This window comes from Desulfobacula sp., from assembly GCF_021107415.1.
Window position 1 is genome coordinate 38,331 of the sequence record NZ_JAIOSW010000344.1, and the last position, 16,524, is coordinate 54,854.

General features: G+C 42.2%; 13 protein-coding genes. All 13 read right to left on the reverse strand.

Annotation, left to right across the window (positions count from 1 at the left end):
* Positions 1–46: 46 nt before the first annotated feature.
* Positions 47–1,543 (reverse strand): type VI secretion system contractile sheath large subunit, encoded by a 1,497-nt coding sequence (tssC, locus tag K8S13_RS17410; protein ID WP_291464483.1) that lies wholly within the window; start codon positions 1,541–1,543, stop codon positions 47–49.
* A 31-nt stretch (positions 1,544–1,574) separates the two neighbouring features.
* Complete coding sequence (gene tssB, locus K8S13_RS17415; RefSeq protein ID WP_291464484.1) at positions 1,575–2,081, reverse strand: type VI secretion system contractile sheath small subunit; 507 nt, start codon at positions 2,079–2,081, stop codon at positions 1,575–1,577.
* Positions 2,082–2,126: 45 nt separating this feature from the next.
* The gene (gene tssA / locus K8S13_RS17420) at positions 2,127–3,491 is read right to left on the reverse strand and encodes a type VI secretion system protein TssA (RefSeq protein WP_291464486.1); all 1,365 of its coding nucleotides are present in this window, start codon (positions 3,489–3,491) and stop codon (positions 2,127–2,129) included.
* Positions 3,481–4,287 (reverse strand): TagF domain-containing protein, encoded by an 807-nt coding sequence (locus K8S13_RS17425; protein ID WP_291464488.1) that lies wholly within the window; start codon positions 4,285–4,287, stop codon positions 3,481–3,483. Before K8S13_RS17425 ends, tssA begins: the two co-directional genes overlap by 11 nt.
* Complete coding sequence (locus K8S13_RS17430; RefSeq protein WP_291464489.1) at positions 4,275–7,769, reverse strand: type VI secretion protein IcmF/TssM N-terminal domain-containing protein; 3,495 nt, start codon at positions 7,767–7,769, stop codon at positions 4,275–4,277. Before K8S13_RS17430 ends, K8S13_RS17425 begins: the two co-directional genes overlap by 13 nt.
* The gene (locus tag K8S13_RS17435; RefSeq protein WP_291464491.1) at positions 7,770–8,444 is read right to left on the reverse strand and encodes a DotU family type IV/VI secretion system protein; all 675 of its coding nucleotides are present in this window, start codon (positions 8,442–8,444) and stop codon (positions 7,770–7,772) included. It abuts the gene before it with no gap.
* Positions 8,445–8,447: 3 nt separating this feature from the next.
* Positions 8,448–9,833 carry a type VI secretion system baseplate subunit TssK gene (gene tssK / locus K8S13_RS17440; RefSeq protein ID WP_291464493.1) on the reverse strand — a complete coding sequence of 462 codons (1,386 nt, stop codon included), beginning with the start codon at positions 9,831–9,833 and terminating at the stop codon, positions 8,448–8,450.
* A complete protein-coding gene (tssJ, locus tag K8S13_RS17445) occupies positions 9,833–10,372 on the reverse strand; it encodes a type VI secretion system lipoprotein TssJ (protein WP_291464495.1) in 540 nt (179 codons plus the stop codon). The genes tssK and tssJ overlap by 1 nt, the downstream gene beginning before the upstream one ends.
* Before the next feature lie 12 nt (positions 10,373–10,384).
* Positions 10,385–11,116, reverse strand: coding sequence for a type VI secretion system-associated FHA domain protein (locus tag K8S13_RS17450; protein WP_291464497.1), 732 nt, complete (start codon positions 11,114–11,116; stop codon positions 10,385–10,387).
* Between the two features lie 19 nt (positions 11,117–11,135).
* On the reverse strand, positions 11,136–13,091 hold the full coding sequence (locus tag K8S13_RS17455) for a hypothetical protein (protein WP_291464498.1): 1,956 nt from the start codon (positions 13,089–13,091) through the stop codon (positions 11,136–11,138).
* Between the two features lie 234 nt (positions 13,092–13,325).
* The gene (locus K8S13_RS17460) at positions 13,326–14,042 is read right to left on the reverse strand and encodes an ABC transporter ATP-binding protein (RefSeq protein WP_291464500.1); all 717 of its coding nucleotides are present in this window, start codon (positions 14,040–14,042) and stop codon (positions 13,326–13,328) included.
* The gene (locus K8S13_RS17465; RefSeq protein WP_291464502.1) at positions 14,042–15,712 is read right to left on the reverse strand and encodes an iron ABC transporter permease; all 1,671 of its coding nucleotides are present in this window, start codon (positions 15,710–15,712) and stop codon (positions 14,042–14,044) included. The genes K8S13_RS17460 and K8S13_RS17465 overlap by 1 nt, the downstream gene beginning before the upstream one ends.
* Positions 15,688–16,524, reverse strand: an 837-nt coding sequence (locus K8S13_RS17470) for a thiamine ABC transporter substrate-binding protein (protein ID WP_291464504.1), incomplete at its 5' end; no start/stop codon positions are given. The genes K8S13_RS17465 and K8S13_RS17470, both read right to left, overlap by 25 nt.

Genomic DNA, 16,524 nt, shown 5'->3' on the forward strand with positions numbered 1-16,524 from the left:
CCCTCCTAATTTAAATAGTTGCTTCATTGTTTGTACGACACAAAATTTATCCCTGTGCCGGTGGTGGAAGTTCTGCCACCAGGCGCAAAGACACGGACAGCTCATCCAGTTGAAAATGGGGCTTTAAAAAGCTTACCGCCCTGTAAGCACCCGGCTTTCCCGGTATCTCGCTGACATCAATGCGGGCCTCTCTCAGCGGATACTTGGCCTTGGTATCCTGGCTGGCATTGTCATCCAGGAGAACATAGTTGCTGATCCATCGATTAAGAAAATCTTCTGCATTTTTTCTTGTCATAAAACTGCCGATTTTATCCCGCATAATTGATTTCAGGTAGTGGGCAAACCTGGATACCGCCATAATATACTGAAGCTGGGAAGACAGTTTTGCATTGGCATTTGCCGCATCCGTGTCGTAAAGTTTTGGCTTGTTCCCGGTCTGGGTGCTGAAAAATGCAGCATAGTCTGTACCTTTGCAATGTACCAGGGGTACAAACCCCAGATCTGCAAGTTCTTTCTCCCTTCTGTCGGTGATGGCAATTTCAGTGGGACATTTCAAGGCAACATCACCCTCATCTGTCTTAAAAGTGTGAACGGGAAGATCTTCTACAAGGCCCCCGCCTTCAACCCCCCTTATTGCAGCACACCAGGAATGCTTGGCAAACGCATCTGTCAGCCTTGTTCCCAATGCATAGGCAGCATTACCCCAAAGGTATTGATTATGATCTGTACCATCTACTTTTTCCTCAAAATCAAACGCCTCAACAGGCACATTATCCCTGCCATAGGGCAGACGCATGAGAATATGGGGCATGGCAAGCGCCACGTAGCGGGAATCCTCTGACTCCCTGAATGATTTCCATTTAGCATATTCAACACTCTGGAATATTTTTGCCATATCCCTTGGTTCACCCAGCTCGGTAAAACTGTCAAAATTAAAAAGTTCCGGGCCTGCGGCAGAGAGGAAAGGTGCATGGGCTGCTGCTGAGACCTCGGATATCTTACTTAACAGTGCCATATCCTGGGGATGATTGGTAAATTCGTAATCCCCGATTATAGCGCCATAGGATGCCCCTCCAAACATACCGAACTCTTCTTCATAAATTTTCTTAAACATTGCGGATTGATCAAATTCCGCGGCTTTTTCCATATCCTTTAAAAGATCTTTTTTGGATACATTCATAACCCGGAGCTTCATCCGTTCTCCGGTTTCTGTCTTGTCCACCAGATAGGCAAGTCCTCTCCAGGATCCTTCAAGTTTCTGGAATTCCTCTGTGTGCATCACTACATTGAGCTGATCAGAGATCAGTTTGTCAATCTGGCTGATCCTGGCATTTATCATGGCTTCCGTATCCTTGGAAACCGTAATTTCCCCCTCCATGATCTGTGATACAAATTCACCGAGAAGATCTTTAGCCCAATTTTTTTGACTATCGTCCCTTGCCAGCCGTCCATCTGCGATTATCTGATCAAGAAGGCCCGCCTCTTCCGTAGTTTCTGCTACCGCTGCAGCATCGGGCTGGACCTTTTGTTCATTTTCAGCCATATGGTCCCTCCTTTAATTGTTTCTTTAAAATTTAATCTTTTTTTACGCCGGTTTCTCTGCCAAGTTTTTCAAGGGAATCTGTACTGGAAATCACATCCTGAAGCAATTCATCCAATTTATCATTTCCATCAAGTTTGTTCAACAGTCCTGACAATTTTTCCCTTGCCTCCACAAGTTTTCGCAGAGGGTCAATCTGTTTTGCCACTTGCTCGGGATGAAAGTCTTCCAAGGATTTAAACTTAAGTTCCACTGCAATGGAAGAATCATCATCTGAAAGCTTGTTATCAACTCGATAGGCAAGCCGTGGCTTCATTCCTTCAAGAACCTTGCTGAAGTTATCCCGGTCAATTTCAACAAGTTTTCTCTCCTTAAGCTTGGGCAAAGCTTCTTCAGGTTTTCCTGACAGATCCGCAAGAACCCCGACAACAAAAGGGATTTCCTTCATTTCAATGGCATCACCCTTTTCTACATCATAGGTGATCTGAACCCTGGGGGATCTCACCCTGTCCAAGGTATGCTGCAGACTTTCCTTCGCCATCACTACCTCCTTTTATTATTAATAATTAATTCCAATTTGCTATCATTAATCGGTTCCACGGTTTGAGTACTCCATGGCTTTGGTAACATCCAGAGTACACAACCGTGTAAGAATTTCATTTGCCCTATCCTGGTCACCACCAGAGGCGCCTTCTGCTGTTAGACACTGGTACAATGTCCCCAGGGCTTCTGCAATCCATATGGGTGATTCCCACCTTTCCAGCGCAAGCTCATCAATAAGGGTGTTCAGCTCCTCCATAATGGGTCTTGCAAGATCCGGTCTGCCGGCTTTTAAGCAAAGCCTTGCCATGAGAAGACGAAAATTTGTTTTCTCCCTTATGGACTGTGCACTGCATGAAGCCCCCAAAAGCTGTTCAAGGGCCGGTTTTATGCCCTCTTTGCCTAATTTTTTCAATGCATCCTGCCATACCGCTTCTTCAATACCTGCACTTCCTAAAATCCGGTTGACATGATAAGTGCCCGCCTGAAATCCGCCCTGAACAGACACCGGCACCTGGGCCTGAACAAATGCAGGGTTTAAGCCAGAGCCTTCCCCTGCTGGTACCGCCCCTTCCGGTTCCTTTGATTCCTCCTGCAACTCTTCAGGTACCGGGTCAGGTTCTTCTTCTCTTTTTATCTTTACAAATTTTGTAACAAGATTAAGACAGTCCTCCAGGGATGTTTTGAATTCCGCAAGCCTTGGGGCTTCTTTGCCAAATTTTTCATCCACTGTATTGTCCAGAACATTGAACAGGTCACCACATTGAGAAAGGATTTCAAAAAGATCTTCATAATAGGCTCTGGAGGATCTCTTTACAGCTGCGTCAAACTCTTCTGCCGATAATTTTCCTTCGGCAATCTGTTCATCCCTTGCCTTTTTTTTATCGTCATCAACATCACCATACTGATTCAATGTATCTTTTTCAAGTCCTACTTTTCTGGATTCCTTCCATTTCATCCAGGAAAACCCTGGGGTACTGCCCGGATCAGTAATGGGAATCTCTTTGATTGGGAACCAGAGTTTATCATTTATAAACTCAAATGGACCTGCCCGATAATCAAGGTCATCCTCCTCAATTTCCGGATAAAGCGTTTCCCAGAACGTGTCAAAAAAATTATTTATTATGGTGAGCCCCAGACTTATACCCTCAAATCCTTTGGTATGGGTTAAGGCTTCCAAAAGCCAGGCAGCAATCTGCAGATCCTTAGTTTTTGTTTCCAGGGCATCCATGGAAAGGGAAAAAACGGCGTTCCAGTCAGATGTTTTGACCTCATGCTGCCAATCCCCCTGATCCAGAAGGTCATCAGCCTTTCTAGCTTCCTGAATCTCATCGTATATAGTTGTGTACCGCAAATTCTCGCCAGATGGATTATCCCCTGGAATCGGCATTAGAATCGCATCAAGATCCATCAGATTTATCTCCTTTATTGGCCGTATCGTCCATGGTGTTGCCGCTCCCATGGAATGCAGTAAAAAGATTACGAAAATCATCCGTCTTTAAAGGCCTGGTATAAATGGTCAGTACAGGATTCTCAGGCAGGCCTCCCAAAAAAACAGCACCGGGCAGTTGGGTCTTTCGTCCAAACAGCCCTCCCTCTTTCCTCTTCCGGGCAGTTGAAGCAAACAACCCCGAAAGTGTTGCAACAGGCAGAGAAAGCTCCCCTTTTTCCCGATCTTTATTAAACCAGGCCATCATCATTTCCGGCAGTCTGAATCTTTCATTCATCTCCCTATCCGATGTTTCCCCTTCCAGGACGGAATCATTGATCCATAAAGACTCTGGAAAACTTATCCTTGCCAGGGATGTTTCAAGCTCTCTGAAACTGTCATACCTTGAAGCGCTAATATCCTCAAACGCTCTGAAAACAGTACCAAAACTGCTAAAGATATAATTCCATTTTTTCTCCCAATTTTTTACAAACCCGACACCCGTTATGAGAAGAGGATAGGGCCGTCCCAAGTGGTCACTGCTGTCCCTGATGATACCCAGAGCAAGCTCTCCTTTTTTTATTCCCCTTACCCAGAAACGAAAAGAATGGATCTTTTTATTGTGATTTCCTTTACGCTTTGTGCCTTCTTCCACCCAGACTGACAATGCAGTGACCAATGGCGAATCTGTGTTCAAACTAAAATAATCGCTAAAAGCCGGGTGCTTTCCATAGGCAGACAATTCAAACCTGGTTTTTTTTCCTCTTATTCCCAGCATTTGACAATCTCCGTGGGAATCCTTCCAGGTGCACTTCTTAACAATTTAGCAACGGATTTATCTCCTGTGAATTTATACTTTGCTATAATAAACTTAACCCCCATTCGCTTCAGATCATCTTCATGATCAGGAAAATCAGATGGGATAAACTTACGCTGCCCATTAGGGAAAGCTTTGAAAAATTTTGGGAAACAAAGGGGTCCCTGAATTTTTTTCACCAGTGCAAGGCTGCCTATCTTGATGGTAAAGACCACTTCACATTCTGATTGGGGAGACCAGGTAAACACTTTTCTGACCGGATAATTAAGGTTTTCCAATGTTGTTGTGCTGCCGGTACACACAAGCTTGAGCAGCGTAGCGTGGGGCTGTACCTGAACGCCATCATTGGCGCTGGTCGGGTATCCGCTTATCTTTACACTATAGCTTTTCTTTGAAGGTCTGGAAGCGGATACACCCCGGGTAAGAAATTTAAAAAAATAAGTATTTAAATCCATATCCTTCCCATTGACCTTGGCTGAATAGAACCCCTTTTTCAGCCCTCTTTTTATAAAGGGTTTACCAGGGCCTTTTAAAAAGCGCGTCACAAACCCACTGGGACCAAGAAGAAGTGTGTTAACATTGCTCTTATCTGAAATATCCTTCATCTCCATTAACACATCCTCTTCCCATTTTTTCTGAAGCCGACATGAGGCCTCCTTCAGGGAGTATTCCTGATAAAACTCCAAAGGACCTTCTAAAATTTTCCAGATATATGAAGATTCTTTCCCTGAGTATACCATGGTTGCTTTGAGTTTGGTGAATGCCTGGTTGGCGGTAAAAAAGGGGGTCAGACTTGTGGCAGGGTCTTCTGTGTAAATAGAAGTTGCAAGCTCAAACGCGGCCCTTTGGGATGAAACAAGGGATGGAAGCTTGGAAAGGGCTTCCTGATAGGATAGAAAAATCTTGCCTGACTTCATCATTGCCTCGGCACTCAAATTATTATTAATGGTATTGGACAGCCTCCCTGACACACGTGATAGTTTTGATTTTACAGTTGACGCCGCCTTGCCCAGAACACCAGTTGTAGCTGATTTTCGGGCTTTAATTGCTGCGGCCTGTCCATACAGATTGTTGATATCCTGCACCAGATTTGTCCAGTCCGGCAGCTCCTGCTGACCCGAAAAGAGTTTCAGTTCATGGGGTATGGTTTGAAGCAAAGAGAAATAGGGCCCTTTTTGATGCCAGACACTATCGGAAATATTCTGCCATTGTTCCCGGGTTACCAGGGCTTTTTTCCCCTTGGTAAATTCAGCGGCAAAATTCAACCACGCTGTCAGATAAGCTGTTTTATACCATTTATAAAATTCACGCTTTTGACCGGCCAGCATAAGAGGATTTGTCAAAGCCTCTTCAATTTCATTGATAAACCCATCAATCTTCTCTTTACCTTTAAGGGTAAAGCTTGACGCTACCGTTTTAGATTCAGTCTCCTCGAGAGCCTGTTTTCCCCAAAAGTCCGCCAAAGTATACGGACTGAGTTCAGGGTCTGAATCTGTCCAGATAACAAGCCAGTTAAGATTGGAACCTTTAATGGAGAGGATGCGGGCCAGCCATTTTTGCAAATCATTCATTTTCCGGTTCATATTTTGAGTATCATTTTGCCAGACAAGATAATGGATATAAAGATCCTTAATTTTCAACCGGATATCTTCTGCAATATCCTTTTCCGCCCTAATTTCTACAGCGTTAAAAATCGGTCGTTTCATCTTCTCAAGAACTTCAACAGGCTCACCTAAAAGTTTTGCTTCAATAAGATTGATCCGTTTTACCAGATGCTCCACATGCTCAATGGAGATATCAACCGGTGTGGATAGGTCGAAATAAGCCATATTATCAGCCATTTTTTTATCAAACGGCTCAATAAACCGTTTTTCCATCAGAGTACAATATTTTTTCTTAAGTTCAAATTCAACATTGATACTCTCACTGAGACCCAGCCTTGGAATCCACCAGCTGGTATTACTCTTTTCAACATTATGTATGGTGGTTCGAAATTTCTCCAGTGTAAAAATATCTGAAACCAATTCTCCCTGGAGGATCTGCGGTCCTGCAAACTGAACCGAAGCTGTTTTTATCGTTTGAAGATTCTTAACAAAGGAAAAACTCAAGATCCCACAGACAGCAATAATAATGGCCGTCCAGGCTGCAAACCCTATATTTCTGGTCAATCTTTTCCACGCAGCACCTCTTTGAGTCACTTTGAAAAGCCCTCTGTCTGAAGGAAGAAGCCCTGAAAAAAAATCATGGAGAAATAGTCCTCTGCTGGTACCGGGCAGGACTTCCCGCTCACCAATAAGCCCCAGATCCTTTAAGAAATGAGAATACGGTGTTCCTTCCTGGCAGCCGCTGCTGAAATTTATTCCACGAAAAAATGGTGTCTCCTGATAGGGATTTTCCTGGAAAACTCCTTTGATGAACGCTTCAAAACCAGGTCTGATTTTTTCTAATTCACTGGGGAAAAGGATAAGCTCCGGACTGATTTCTTTTTTTTGAAGCTTTTGCATAGTCAGCAACCTGATATCTCGAATCCGGTCTCCCATGGTCTTAAAACAGTCAGATACAAGCCCCATTGGGTCCTTTTCAAGACCATGGTTAACTATCCCCATGGTCTGACCTAAAACATCATCACTAAAACAATCGGAGAAATGGGTCATTCCCTGGATGAGATCGCATTTGGTTACCATAATATAAACAGGAAACTTTGCCTCCAGGATACGCATCAATTCATCTAATCGTTTTCGTATATCCCTGCCGTAAGCTTCTAGTCCTTCTGCGCCCATGTCATTTAATGAATCTGCTGAAACCGTTACAATCAACCCGTTAAGCGGTTCTTTTTTTCTGTACTTTGCAAGAAGATTTAAGAATTTTTGCCATTCATCGCTGTCTTTGTCCTCATCCACTGGAACAGCATAACGCCCGGCTGTATCAATGAGAATAGCCTGTTCAAAAAACCACCAGTCACAGTTTCGTGTTCCTGAAATACCGGATATGCTGCTGACTTCAGCAAAGGAAGAAGAAAGCTTTGCACTCTTAATGGCAGTTGTTTTCCCGGTCCCGCTCTTTCCTATGATCATATACCAGGGAAGAACATATAGAGGATTGCCTTGACCTTTCAGGTGAGACTTTTTCAGAGATGCCATGGCATCTTTCCATTTTGCCTGCATCTCTTGAGAGACTTCCCTTTCTTTTTTGCCTGCAGACTTTAAGTAAGCATTGTCCTGCTCAATGATCTGGCTTACAAATTTCTGCTCTTTTCTTTTTAAAAAGAGTTTGCGGAAAAAAAGGATTCCCAGAAAAATTCCAATGATTCCCGCTACAACAAAAAAACAGACCCACAAAGGCCATTTGGCCCACACAACGCCTGCAAAAATTGCTATTCCAACAAAAACAAATAAAGCAATGATCAAAAAAATTTTAAATATAATGGCAAGCCAATTTTTCATTTAGGGTATCCTGCTGATTAAGGTATCTCCGATATTATTTAGAATAAATCTATAAATCAAAAACAATAGTCCATATAAACTGAGTGGGGCTAAAAAGGCGGCAATGGAAAATATGGAAAACCCCTTTTTGCCGCTTGTTTCAGAGTTGTCATGATCCATAACATAGGAGTCTGGGAAAAGTTTCAAATGATTTATGGAGGGCAGGTCCACTGAACTTCCTGTTAAGAGCTTCAAATTTGATGTTTTCAACTGATCAAGAAGCATATCATCTCCCTGGTTGCAGTACTGCCCTGTAAACCCCAGAGCCAGGCAGATATAATAGACCTCTCTCACATGATTTTGATGGGGGCCGATGGTGTTAAGTTTCTGGAAAAAAAGTTCTCCCGCGTCAGATGTCTGGAAATACCTGCGCTGGAGCTGTTCTCCCTGCCATTGGCCTCTGCCCTCCCAGGAGCCTCCCATGATGGTTTCATCAATCCAGGCAAAAACGGCAAACCGGGCCAAATCATAATCTTCCCTGGTGGATTCGCTTTTTTCAAAAAGGATTTCGCTCTCCCTCGTAAGTCTATCCATATCAGCACTTGCCTGATCAAATGACACTCGTTCCAACCCCTGATTTTTTTGGAGCAAAATCGTATAAGTGATGATATCGGTAAAATAGTCTGAAAGCCTCATTGTCTAGTTCCTCCTCACAATCATAAGTTCTACTTTCAGATCGTCAGGTGCCGTATCCCAATACAGCGCCATATTGTTCCCCCCTTCTACTTGATCCCACTGTTTCCCGTGGTGATTAATCTGGAAATAGGTTGAACCGGCCCGACGGGGTAGTTCCTGTGGTAATATTTCAAGATGGCTGAGCTTTATACCTGGAAGAGACTGTGCAATGAGAAGGGGTAAAGATTCTCTGGAGCTTAGTTTTGCAATATTCCTCATGGCTTCAATGATTGTATCGATATTTTCTTCAGATTCCATAACAAGAAAAAAACGGTTTCTTCCCTCAAATATCGAGGGTGATATTTCAGCAGTAAAATATGTACCGTCAAAATTGAGGGGAATGATGTACTCAGGCCCTGATGTTATTTCATCCAGGAGTCGTGTAATAAGTTTTTGTGCATCGGAAAAGCATTCCCACAATTTTTTATGATCATATTCCGCCAGGAGAGCTGTGCCATCCTCAAGTTCGCCATTGGCAGATATTTCCGCTGAAAAAGACGAAAGCTCTCCTACAATCTGTCGCATAACACCGAAAATAGCCCAGGGATGACTCTGACTTGTGGCAGTCAAATGCGTTAAAAGGGGTACATATCTGTTCAGAGAGCGTAATGCCAGCATATAGACCATATCTCTTGAGCCGAATTCAGAGGTGTGAACCCCTTTTGAACTTTTAACGGCTTCCAGCTGACGGGTCTTGGAAAAGAGTTGGTCCTTTATCTCCTTTACAATACCCGACAGAATATCTGATCCGGAAATTGCCAGGCAAGGGGGTATAAAATCATTGCAAATAACGATCTCTTCCAATTCTCTTTTCAGCCTGGCTATGGGGATAAGCTGGAAGTCACCCAGATGATCAATTTCAGTCTCCCAGAATATTTTAACGAGAAAACTCATCCGTTTAACTTCTGCTTTTGGTCCATCTCCGTGAAGGTCTGCCATCTCTTCAGGATCGGTGGAAGAGACAAAACGATTTGATACAGGAGAAAGATCATTAAAATCTGTTATTGCAGTAACATTTTCTCCGTTCTCATCCCATTTTTTCAACCCAAGATAAACTAAAAAAGACTTGCCTCCATCCTCCCAGGCTTTTTCAAATGATCTGGCTTGAATTACACCATTTTCCCCAATGATAACGTGGGAGTTATCAGGAAAAACAAACTCACCTGCCTGGATGGCAAAAATATAATTAGCCAGAGAGGATTCTTGAATTTCAAAACTGCCTACCCCCCAAAAATGAGGGGCCATGTAGTTGTACCAGGGTTCCATTATCGATCTATTGTAAAGATCATTTAATTGGAAATGGTGTGGTTGGAGAAAAAGCCCCTGATGCCAGAAAAGAGGTTTGACCATTATAATTGTCCTTCAAGTTTTTTTATCTGTTGAGGACCCAATAAAAGTTTTACATCAAGCAAGCCGGGTATCTGTTTTCTTTTTTTAGTAAAAAACCCTTTTACTTCTATAATTACAGGGACTTCTATCAGCCTTGTGATTCGTTCCTTTACAATACCATAGTAACCGGCCACCACTGCCAGGTACTTTGCATTTTCTGCACGATCCAGAACCCATTTGGTCTCCTCACCGGGATGAACTATCAGGCGTTTTGATGCAGCAACCCCCTGATCAAACAATTTACAGTCAAGAAGTTTGTAAAGCCCGCTCTGGTCGCTTGCAAGCTGATTAAATCCATTGGGGTCCTTTAACTGATAAATACAAACGTGGAGTGTATGAGCCTTTCCTTCATCAAGGTTCAACATGGGATCGGCAATAACCTGTAGTTTTATCGCATCCTTTTCATAAGTCCACTGGGGAGGAGGCAGAACTTTGCCTGAGCATGAAAATAAAAACAAGATAAAAAAAACGGGTACCAGCATATTAATGAATTTTTTCAATTTTTCCTCCTTTTAAAACGATATTTTTTGACAATTTCTTTCAAATTCCCTTAAAAAAGATTCCATGAATCGTCCTGATTCAAACCATTTCTCAAATTTCTTAAATTTTAATTCATATACTTCATAATACTTGGACTTACGCATAGGACTGAGCCTTGAAACACCAGCCTCTTTTTCAATTTTCTCCGGGGAAAGCTCTTCTAAGATTTGCATCACCTTGGCATGCGCTGCTTTTTTAGAAGCTTCCTGGGATGCAAAAAAGGCTTTGCCAATCTGACCGATATAGCTCTCCAAGGTTTTTGTCTGACTGCTCCCTTCAAGGTGATAACCAATTACCTGCCTTATGGTTTCATCTGAACCCTGTTTTCCTACCAGGGTTGTATTGATAACACTAATCAATTGATTCAATGATTCAAAGACTGTATTTATTGACTCTGCAAGGCTTTCTAAAAGTTCATTAGAATTGAAATCCACCTTGGTTATATCGCGACCCAGAAGAAGCTTTATCACTCTGGCCAGCACATGATCATCAATCGCAACGGCAGCGTATTTTTCATCTATGTGATTATCTGAGTCAAACTGGTCGATCAATTTGTCCAATACTTCCATTCTATCTGAGGAATCCAATGTCTTTAGCTCATTTTTAAGATAATCGTTTATTGGAAGATCAGCATTATCTGTTTGTTCCTGGAAAATCTTTATAATGCTATCTTCCATCTTTTCATATTGAATAGGTTCAGTCATTCCTCAAATCCATTAAGAACTATTTTTTGGGGTTTATCACAACAGTTTTATCAAGGTCATCATTTTCACCGAAAAATTCGGAATCCTGGTGCCTGTTTCCTGCTGGTGATATAATAATGGTTTCCTCCATATCGTTAAATCCACTCTCCTTGCTCAGTTCTGTTTCAGGCCCGGGTATAATCATGGTTTTCTCAATATTATCATCGAAATCCATATCATAGTCCATCTCCCGGGACGAGAGCACCACTGTTTCCAACACATCATCATCCAAATCAAGAGAATTTTCATCCTGAGCAGACCACTTTGTTTTTAACTTCTTAAGTATCAAGGAAATCGCCTGTTTTTCAAGTCGCAATTGCACCTGACCTGCATCTTGCTTTGATTTAACTTCCGTTGAACTTACAGCTACCTTTTGCCCTGCTGGTACAGTCTCCATCCCCTTTGAAAACAGTTCTTCTTTTACTTTCTGTTTCAGGTTCACAATTCTATCTATTAATTGATTCAAATCATCTTTCAGGCCCTGCTCTTTTCCTGCATTAAAAAAAGTGAGTCCTGTCAAAATAATCTTCAACCCAAATTCATGCCACTTTTGGGGTATTGACCCGGAACCATGATTCCAAAGAATATTTTCCATGGCCACAGATGGAAAATCCTTTGTCAATTTGTTGTAATCAGAAAAAAGAGAGTCGCCCAGGCCTTTTTCGGCTAATCTTCCAACAGTCTCGTACACCTTCTCCTGCCCCTGATTTTTATTCACAAAAAAAGTATAAAACCAGAGAGAGGCAAGAAAATGCAAACTATTGTTCTTTGTCAGGGTAGATTTAATGTAGTTTTTTGGAAAATTGGCGATCAGGTCAATAATACTCAACTTGAAATCCCAAAAAAAGGGAAGAATATTCCCCGGGGCCTTAGGTCTTATCCAGATGCTTTGGGCAGACAAATTAACCAGGGGATATATATTTTTTTCAACCCTCTGATAAAGGGAGCGGGTAAACTCTTCAAAAAAGGAAAGCTTTAAAAAGAGAACCTCCAGATAAAACCTCTCATCATCCTTAAAGAAAAAATGGGAGCCTTCTTGGGAAGCAAGGGTGTTTTCCCAGCTGGATCCAGAAACGGTGGAAGAAATCGCATCGACTTCTTCAAAGGACGCCCCGGAAATAAATGGGATAAAATCAATTGCTTTTATAGGCTCTGCATCAAAAAAAAGCATGTGAAAGGGATAAAAAGAAAAAAAACTTATATACGACGACGCCTTTTCTCCGGTTATGTAGCACTCGGCGTGTCCAGGGCAGTCAAGGCAGGGAAAACTACCCGAAGCTGTGCTTCTCAGCTTGTTGAAATCCTTGATAAGGTCAAACCTGTCTTTAATAAAAATAGGATCTTCGGCTGAATGTGAAAACTGGTAAAATTCATGACTGCCCTTGGAAGCATAGCAGCCGGGGCAAAAGAGATACCGTTTTAACGATGTAGAATACGGAGAAAGAGCTGCTCTTATCAATAGTTCATCATCTTTGCAAAGATCAAGTTCTGCTCCACATTCAGGGCAAGGCGGATGGAAAAATTTTTTCTCTTTTTTGCAAAAAAAAAGCGATCTGAATGGTATTGCTTTTCCATCCCGGCTTAATTGTTTTGGAAGAATAAAAACATTTTTATCTACAAGATATGACTGGATTGTTTCATGCCAGATCCTGTCGATACCGGCATTTGTAAAAGGAATCAAATCATCAGGATGAATAGGATAATGATCTCTCTGGGTAAGTAAAAAAAGGGATTTAAACGGGTCTGAATGCTTTACCTTTAATCCACCCTTCACTATAAGTGAAAAGTCCTGTCCTTTATCAACAATTTGGAAAGGATATGAATAACCTTGAGATCCGGTCCGGTCCTGATCAAGCACAGGAATGTCAAGAAGGAAACCATCCTTCTCCGATTCAATAAACGGAAGCAATGAAATTGTTTCGTCCATTTTTTTCACAAGACAGTCCAATCAATTAATATAATTTGGTATTAGACTTAATATAAAAGGATAGATCTCTTTTAAACTGGAATCCTCTTTTTTATTTTCTATCCCCACATAGCTTTTGGCTCCAATGACCGACCTTATACGGGCAGATTAGCTTCTAATCATAAGAAAATCAACCTTTTTAAACGCAATGACACAAAATCGTTAAATGATCAGCAAGCTGACGGGTCAACCAGTTCACTCAAGCTAAAGCCCCAAAAATTCTTTAATCCATTGATTTTCAGGGGTCTGGACAAGTTCGTCAGGTGTACCTTTCTGCTCAATTTTTCCCTGGTTCATGACCACAATCATATTCCCGACTGCAAAGGCTTCTTCATGGTCATGGGTAACAAAAACTATGGTGATGTTGAGCATTGAAATAATGTCTGCCAGTTCTTTTAAAAGGCGTTTTCTTAATATCCTGTCAAGGGAGCTTAAGGGTTCATCCAGCATTAGCAAACGTGGCTGAGGGGCAAGTGTTCTTGCCAGAGCCACTCTCTGGCGTTCCCCACCGGAGAGTTCATCAATACCCCGTGTCTGAAAGCCTTCCAGACCTGTCAACAAAAGCATCTCTTGGACACGTGATGCTGTTTTTGCTTTATCCATACCTTTCATCTTCAGACCAAAAGCAATGTTATTAAATACATTCAGATGGGGAAACAGGGCAAATTCCTGGAACATCATGCCAAAATTTCTTTTATGAACAGGGCAGTCATTCATTGGCTGTCCATTAAATACAATATTGCCTGAATCCGGAGTTTCCAGTCCGGCGATGAGTCTCAGCAGTGTGGTTTTCCCACTTCCGGAAGGGCCAAGGACAGACAGTTTTGTTCCCTGCTGCAACCTTAAATTAATGTCTTTTAAGATAAGACTTCCATCATCAAATTTTTTATTGATATGTTCAAGGATCAGCTCGCTTTCCATTAGAATCCTTCTGAATTTCCTATTCTGAAATTTTCGATCACAACAAAACCCATTGCCGTCACTATCATTAATAGGGTTGAGATGGCCATGGCCTGCCCATAATTCATGGCTCCGGGCTGACCCAAAAACCTGTAAATAGCAACAGGGATGGTTGGAGTTTCAGGTCTTGCCGTAAAAATGGTTGCTCCGAATTCCCCCAGACTGATGGTAAAGGCAAAGATTGCACCGGCCACAAGAGCCTTTGAAATAAGCGGCAGATCAACAGCCCTAAAAATTTTCAAGGGGGATGCCCCCAGCACGGATGCAGCATCAGAAAGCTGTTCGGGAATTGATCTTAAGGCCGGCAGGATTGATCTCAGGACAAAGGGGAACCCAACCAGGGCATGGGCAATGGGAATCAAAAAAATAGACGTTCTTAAATTCAATGGCGGTTTATCAAGGGTTATAATAATACCAAATCCTAGTGTCACAGCAGATGTTGATAAGGGAAGCATGAAAATGGGATCAAAAAATGATGTCAATCTATTGTTTATATTCCGGTCGCAAAATCGAATAAAAAAAGCGGCACACACACCTGTTATAATGGCGATTATCAAGGCGCCTCCTGCAAAAAGAAAAGAATATTTAATGGCATGGAACGGCGGGATGTAGAATATGGAGTCTGATCTGTTTTCAAAAAGTGCTGTATAAAAAATCAAAGAGATTTCGCCATTATAAGTTAACGACTTCATCACAAGAGCCAGTAACGGGACAACACACAACAAAATGATAAAGAGGACAACACCTGCAATGATCATTTTTTCCCACAAATGAACCGGTTTTCTAAGATTTGCCTGTTCAGCATCGGGAGAAAACCTGACTGCTCTTTTGGTAAAAGAAGTATAGAACCACATCAAGGCAAACGTAAACCCGATTTGAATTAAAGAAAGAAAGGAGGCCAACGGAAGGTTAAACAAATGGGCGGCCTGTCTGTATATTTCTGTTTCAATCGTAGAAAACGACGGTCCCCCGAGGATCAGAACAATGCCAAAGCTGGAAAAACAAAAAATAAACACCAGGATTGATGCTGCAAATATGGCGGGTTTCAGCAAGGGAAGGGTGATGGTCAAAAATACCTGCCAGGGGCCGGCTCCCAGCACCATGGCGGCCTCCCTGATTCGACCCTGGAGAGAAGACCAGAAACCGGTTATAATCCTTAACATGACTGAAAAATTATAAAAAATATGGGCTAAAAGGATCAACGCCAGCGGATGGTCAAGCCTGACTCCAAAAAAAACTCCATTTTTTCCAAAGCATGCCTGAAGTGAAGTTGCCACCACAATTGCGGGAAGAACAAATGGAATTGAAGCCAGAATTTTAATTATTTTTTTCCCTTTAAAGGCATAATGGGACAGGACAAAGGCACAGGGTAACGCGCAAACAAGGGTTAACAAGGTTGAAAGCCCTGCCTGCCAGAAGGTAAACCATATAATTTTTATCATCCTTGTTGAGGAAAATACCTGATCCAGAAAAAAGAGGTCTATTTTCCCTTTTGGAAAAAAACTCTTCATAAAAATCCCGGATAAGGGATAAAAATAAAAAAGCAGGAAAAAACAGGCCGGGACCAGCCCGGCCAGAGCATACGGATGGATATGTATTCTCTTTTTTATTGAAGTATTCTTTCCGTCCATTCCCTGATCCAGACATCCCTTTTGGTGTCAATTAATTGAGAGTCTAAAAGTGCCGGCTCCTTTGTTATACTGGCGTGTTTCTTAAACACCTCCGGCAGGTCGGCATTTTTATTGACCGGAAAAACAAACATCTGCAAAGGGATATCTTCCTGAAACTCTTTTGACAGGATAAAATCCATGGTCTTTTTTGCAAGTTCCATCTTGGAAGTCCCTTTTAAAATTCCTGCAAACTCAATCTGCCTGAATGCGGAGCCGTTTTCAATCACAACACCGGTGGGAGATTCATTTAACTTTGTTTCAGAAAAAAAGACTTCAGCAGCCGGGCTTGATGCATAACTGACAACAATGGGCTTATCCCCTTTAGATGCGGCAGTGAATTTTCCCCAATAGGCTTCTTTCCATCCATTGGTCACAAGAACCTCATTGGCTTTAAGTTTTTGCCAGTAATCAATATATCCGTCCTGACCAAACCGGCTGATGGTGGCCAGCAAAAATGCAAGTCCCGGAGAAGATGTTGCGGGATTCTCAACAACGATTAACCCTTTATATGCAGGCTTGATTAAATCTTCCAGCATGATAGGAGGCAGTTTTTCATTATCCTTAAACCACTTGATATCATAATTTAAACAGACATCACCAAAATCCACGGGCACAAGCCTGTTTTCAGGGTCCAGCCTCAATGCAGGATCAACCGCATCCAAATGTGACGGTGCATAAGGGACAAACATATCTGCTTCCAAGGCCCGGCTTAAAAACGTATTATCCACCCCGTAAAAAATATCGGCAAGGGGATTGTTTTTTGATAAAATCGC

Coding starts and splice junctions, on each gene's coding strand:
- tssC (WP_291464483.1), bottom strand. CDS start 1,543: ATGGCTGAAAATGAACAAAAGGTCCAGCCCGATGCTGCAGCGGTAGCA.
- tssB (WP_291464484.1), bottom strand. CDS start 2,081: ATGGCGAAGGAAAGTCTGCAGCATACCTTGGACAGGGTGAGATCCCCC.
- tssA (WP_291464486.1), bottom strand. CDS start 3,491: ATGGATCTTGATGCGATTCTAATGCCGATTCCAGGGGATAATCCATCT.
- K8S13_RS17425 (WP_291464488.1), bottom strand. CDS start 4,287: ATGCTGGGAATAAGAGGAAAAAAAACCAGGTTTGAATTGTCTGCCTAT.
- K8S13_RS17430 (WP_291464489.1), bottom strand. CDS start 7,769: ATGAAAAATTGGCTTGCCATTATATTTAAAATTTTTTTGATCATTGCT.
- K8S13_RS17435 (WP_291464491.1), bottom strand. CDS start 8,444: ATGAGGCTTTCAGACTATTTTACCGATATCATCACTTATACGATTTTG.
- tssK (WP_291464493.1), bottom strand. CDS start 9,833: ATGGTCAAACCTCTTTTCTGGCATCAGGGGCTTTTTCTCCAACCACAC.
- K8S13_RS17450 (WP_291464497.1), bottom strand. CDS start 11,116: ATGACTGAACCTATTCAATATGAAAAGATGGAAGATAGCATTATAAAG.
- K8S13_RS17460 (WP_291464500.1), bottom strand. CDS start 14,042: ATGGAAAGCGAGCTGATCCTTGAACATATCAATAAAAAATTTGATGAT.
- K8S13_RS17465 (WP_291464502.1), bottom strand. CDS start 15,712: ATGGACGGAAAGAATACTTCAATAAAAAAGAGAATACATATCCATCCG.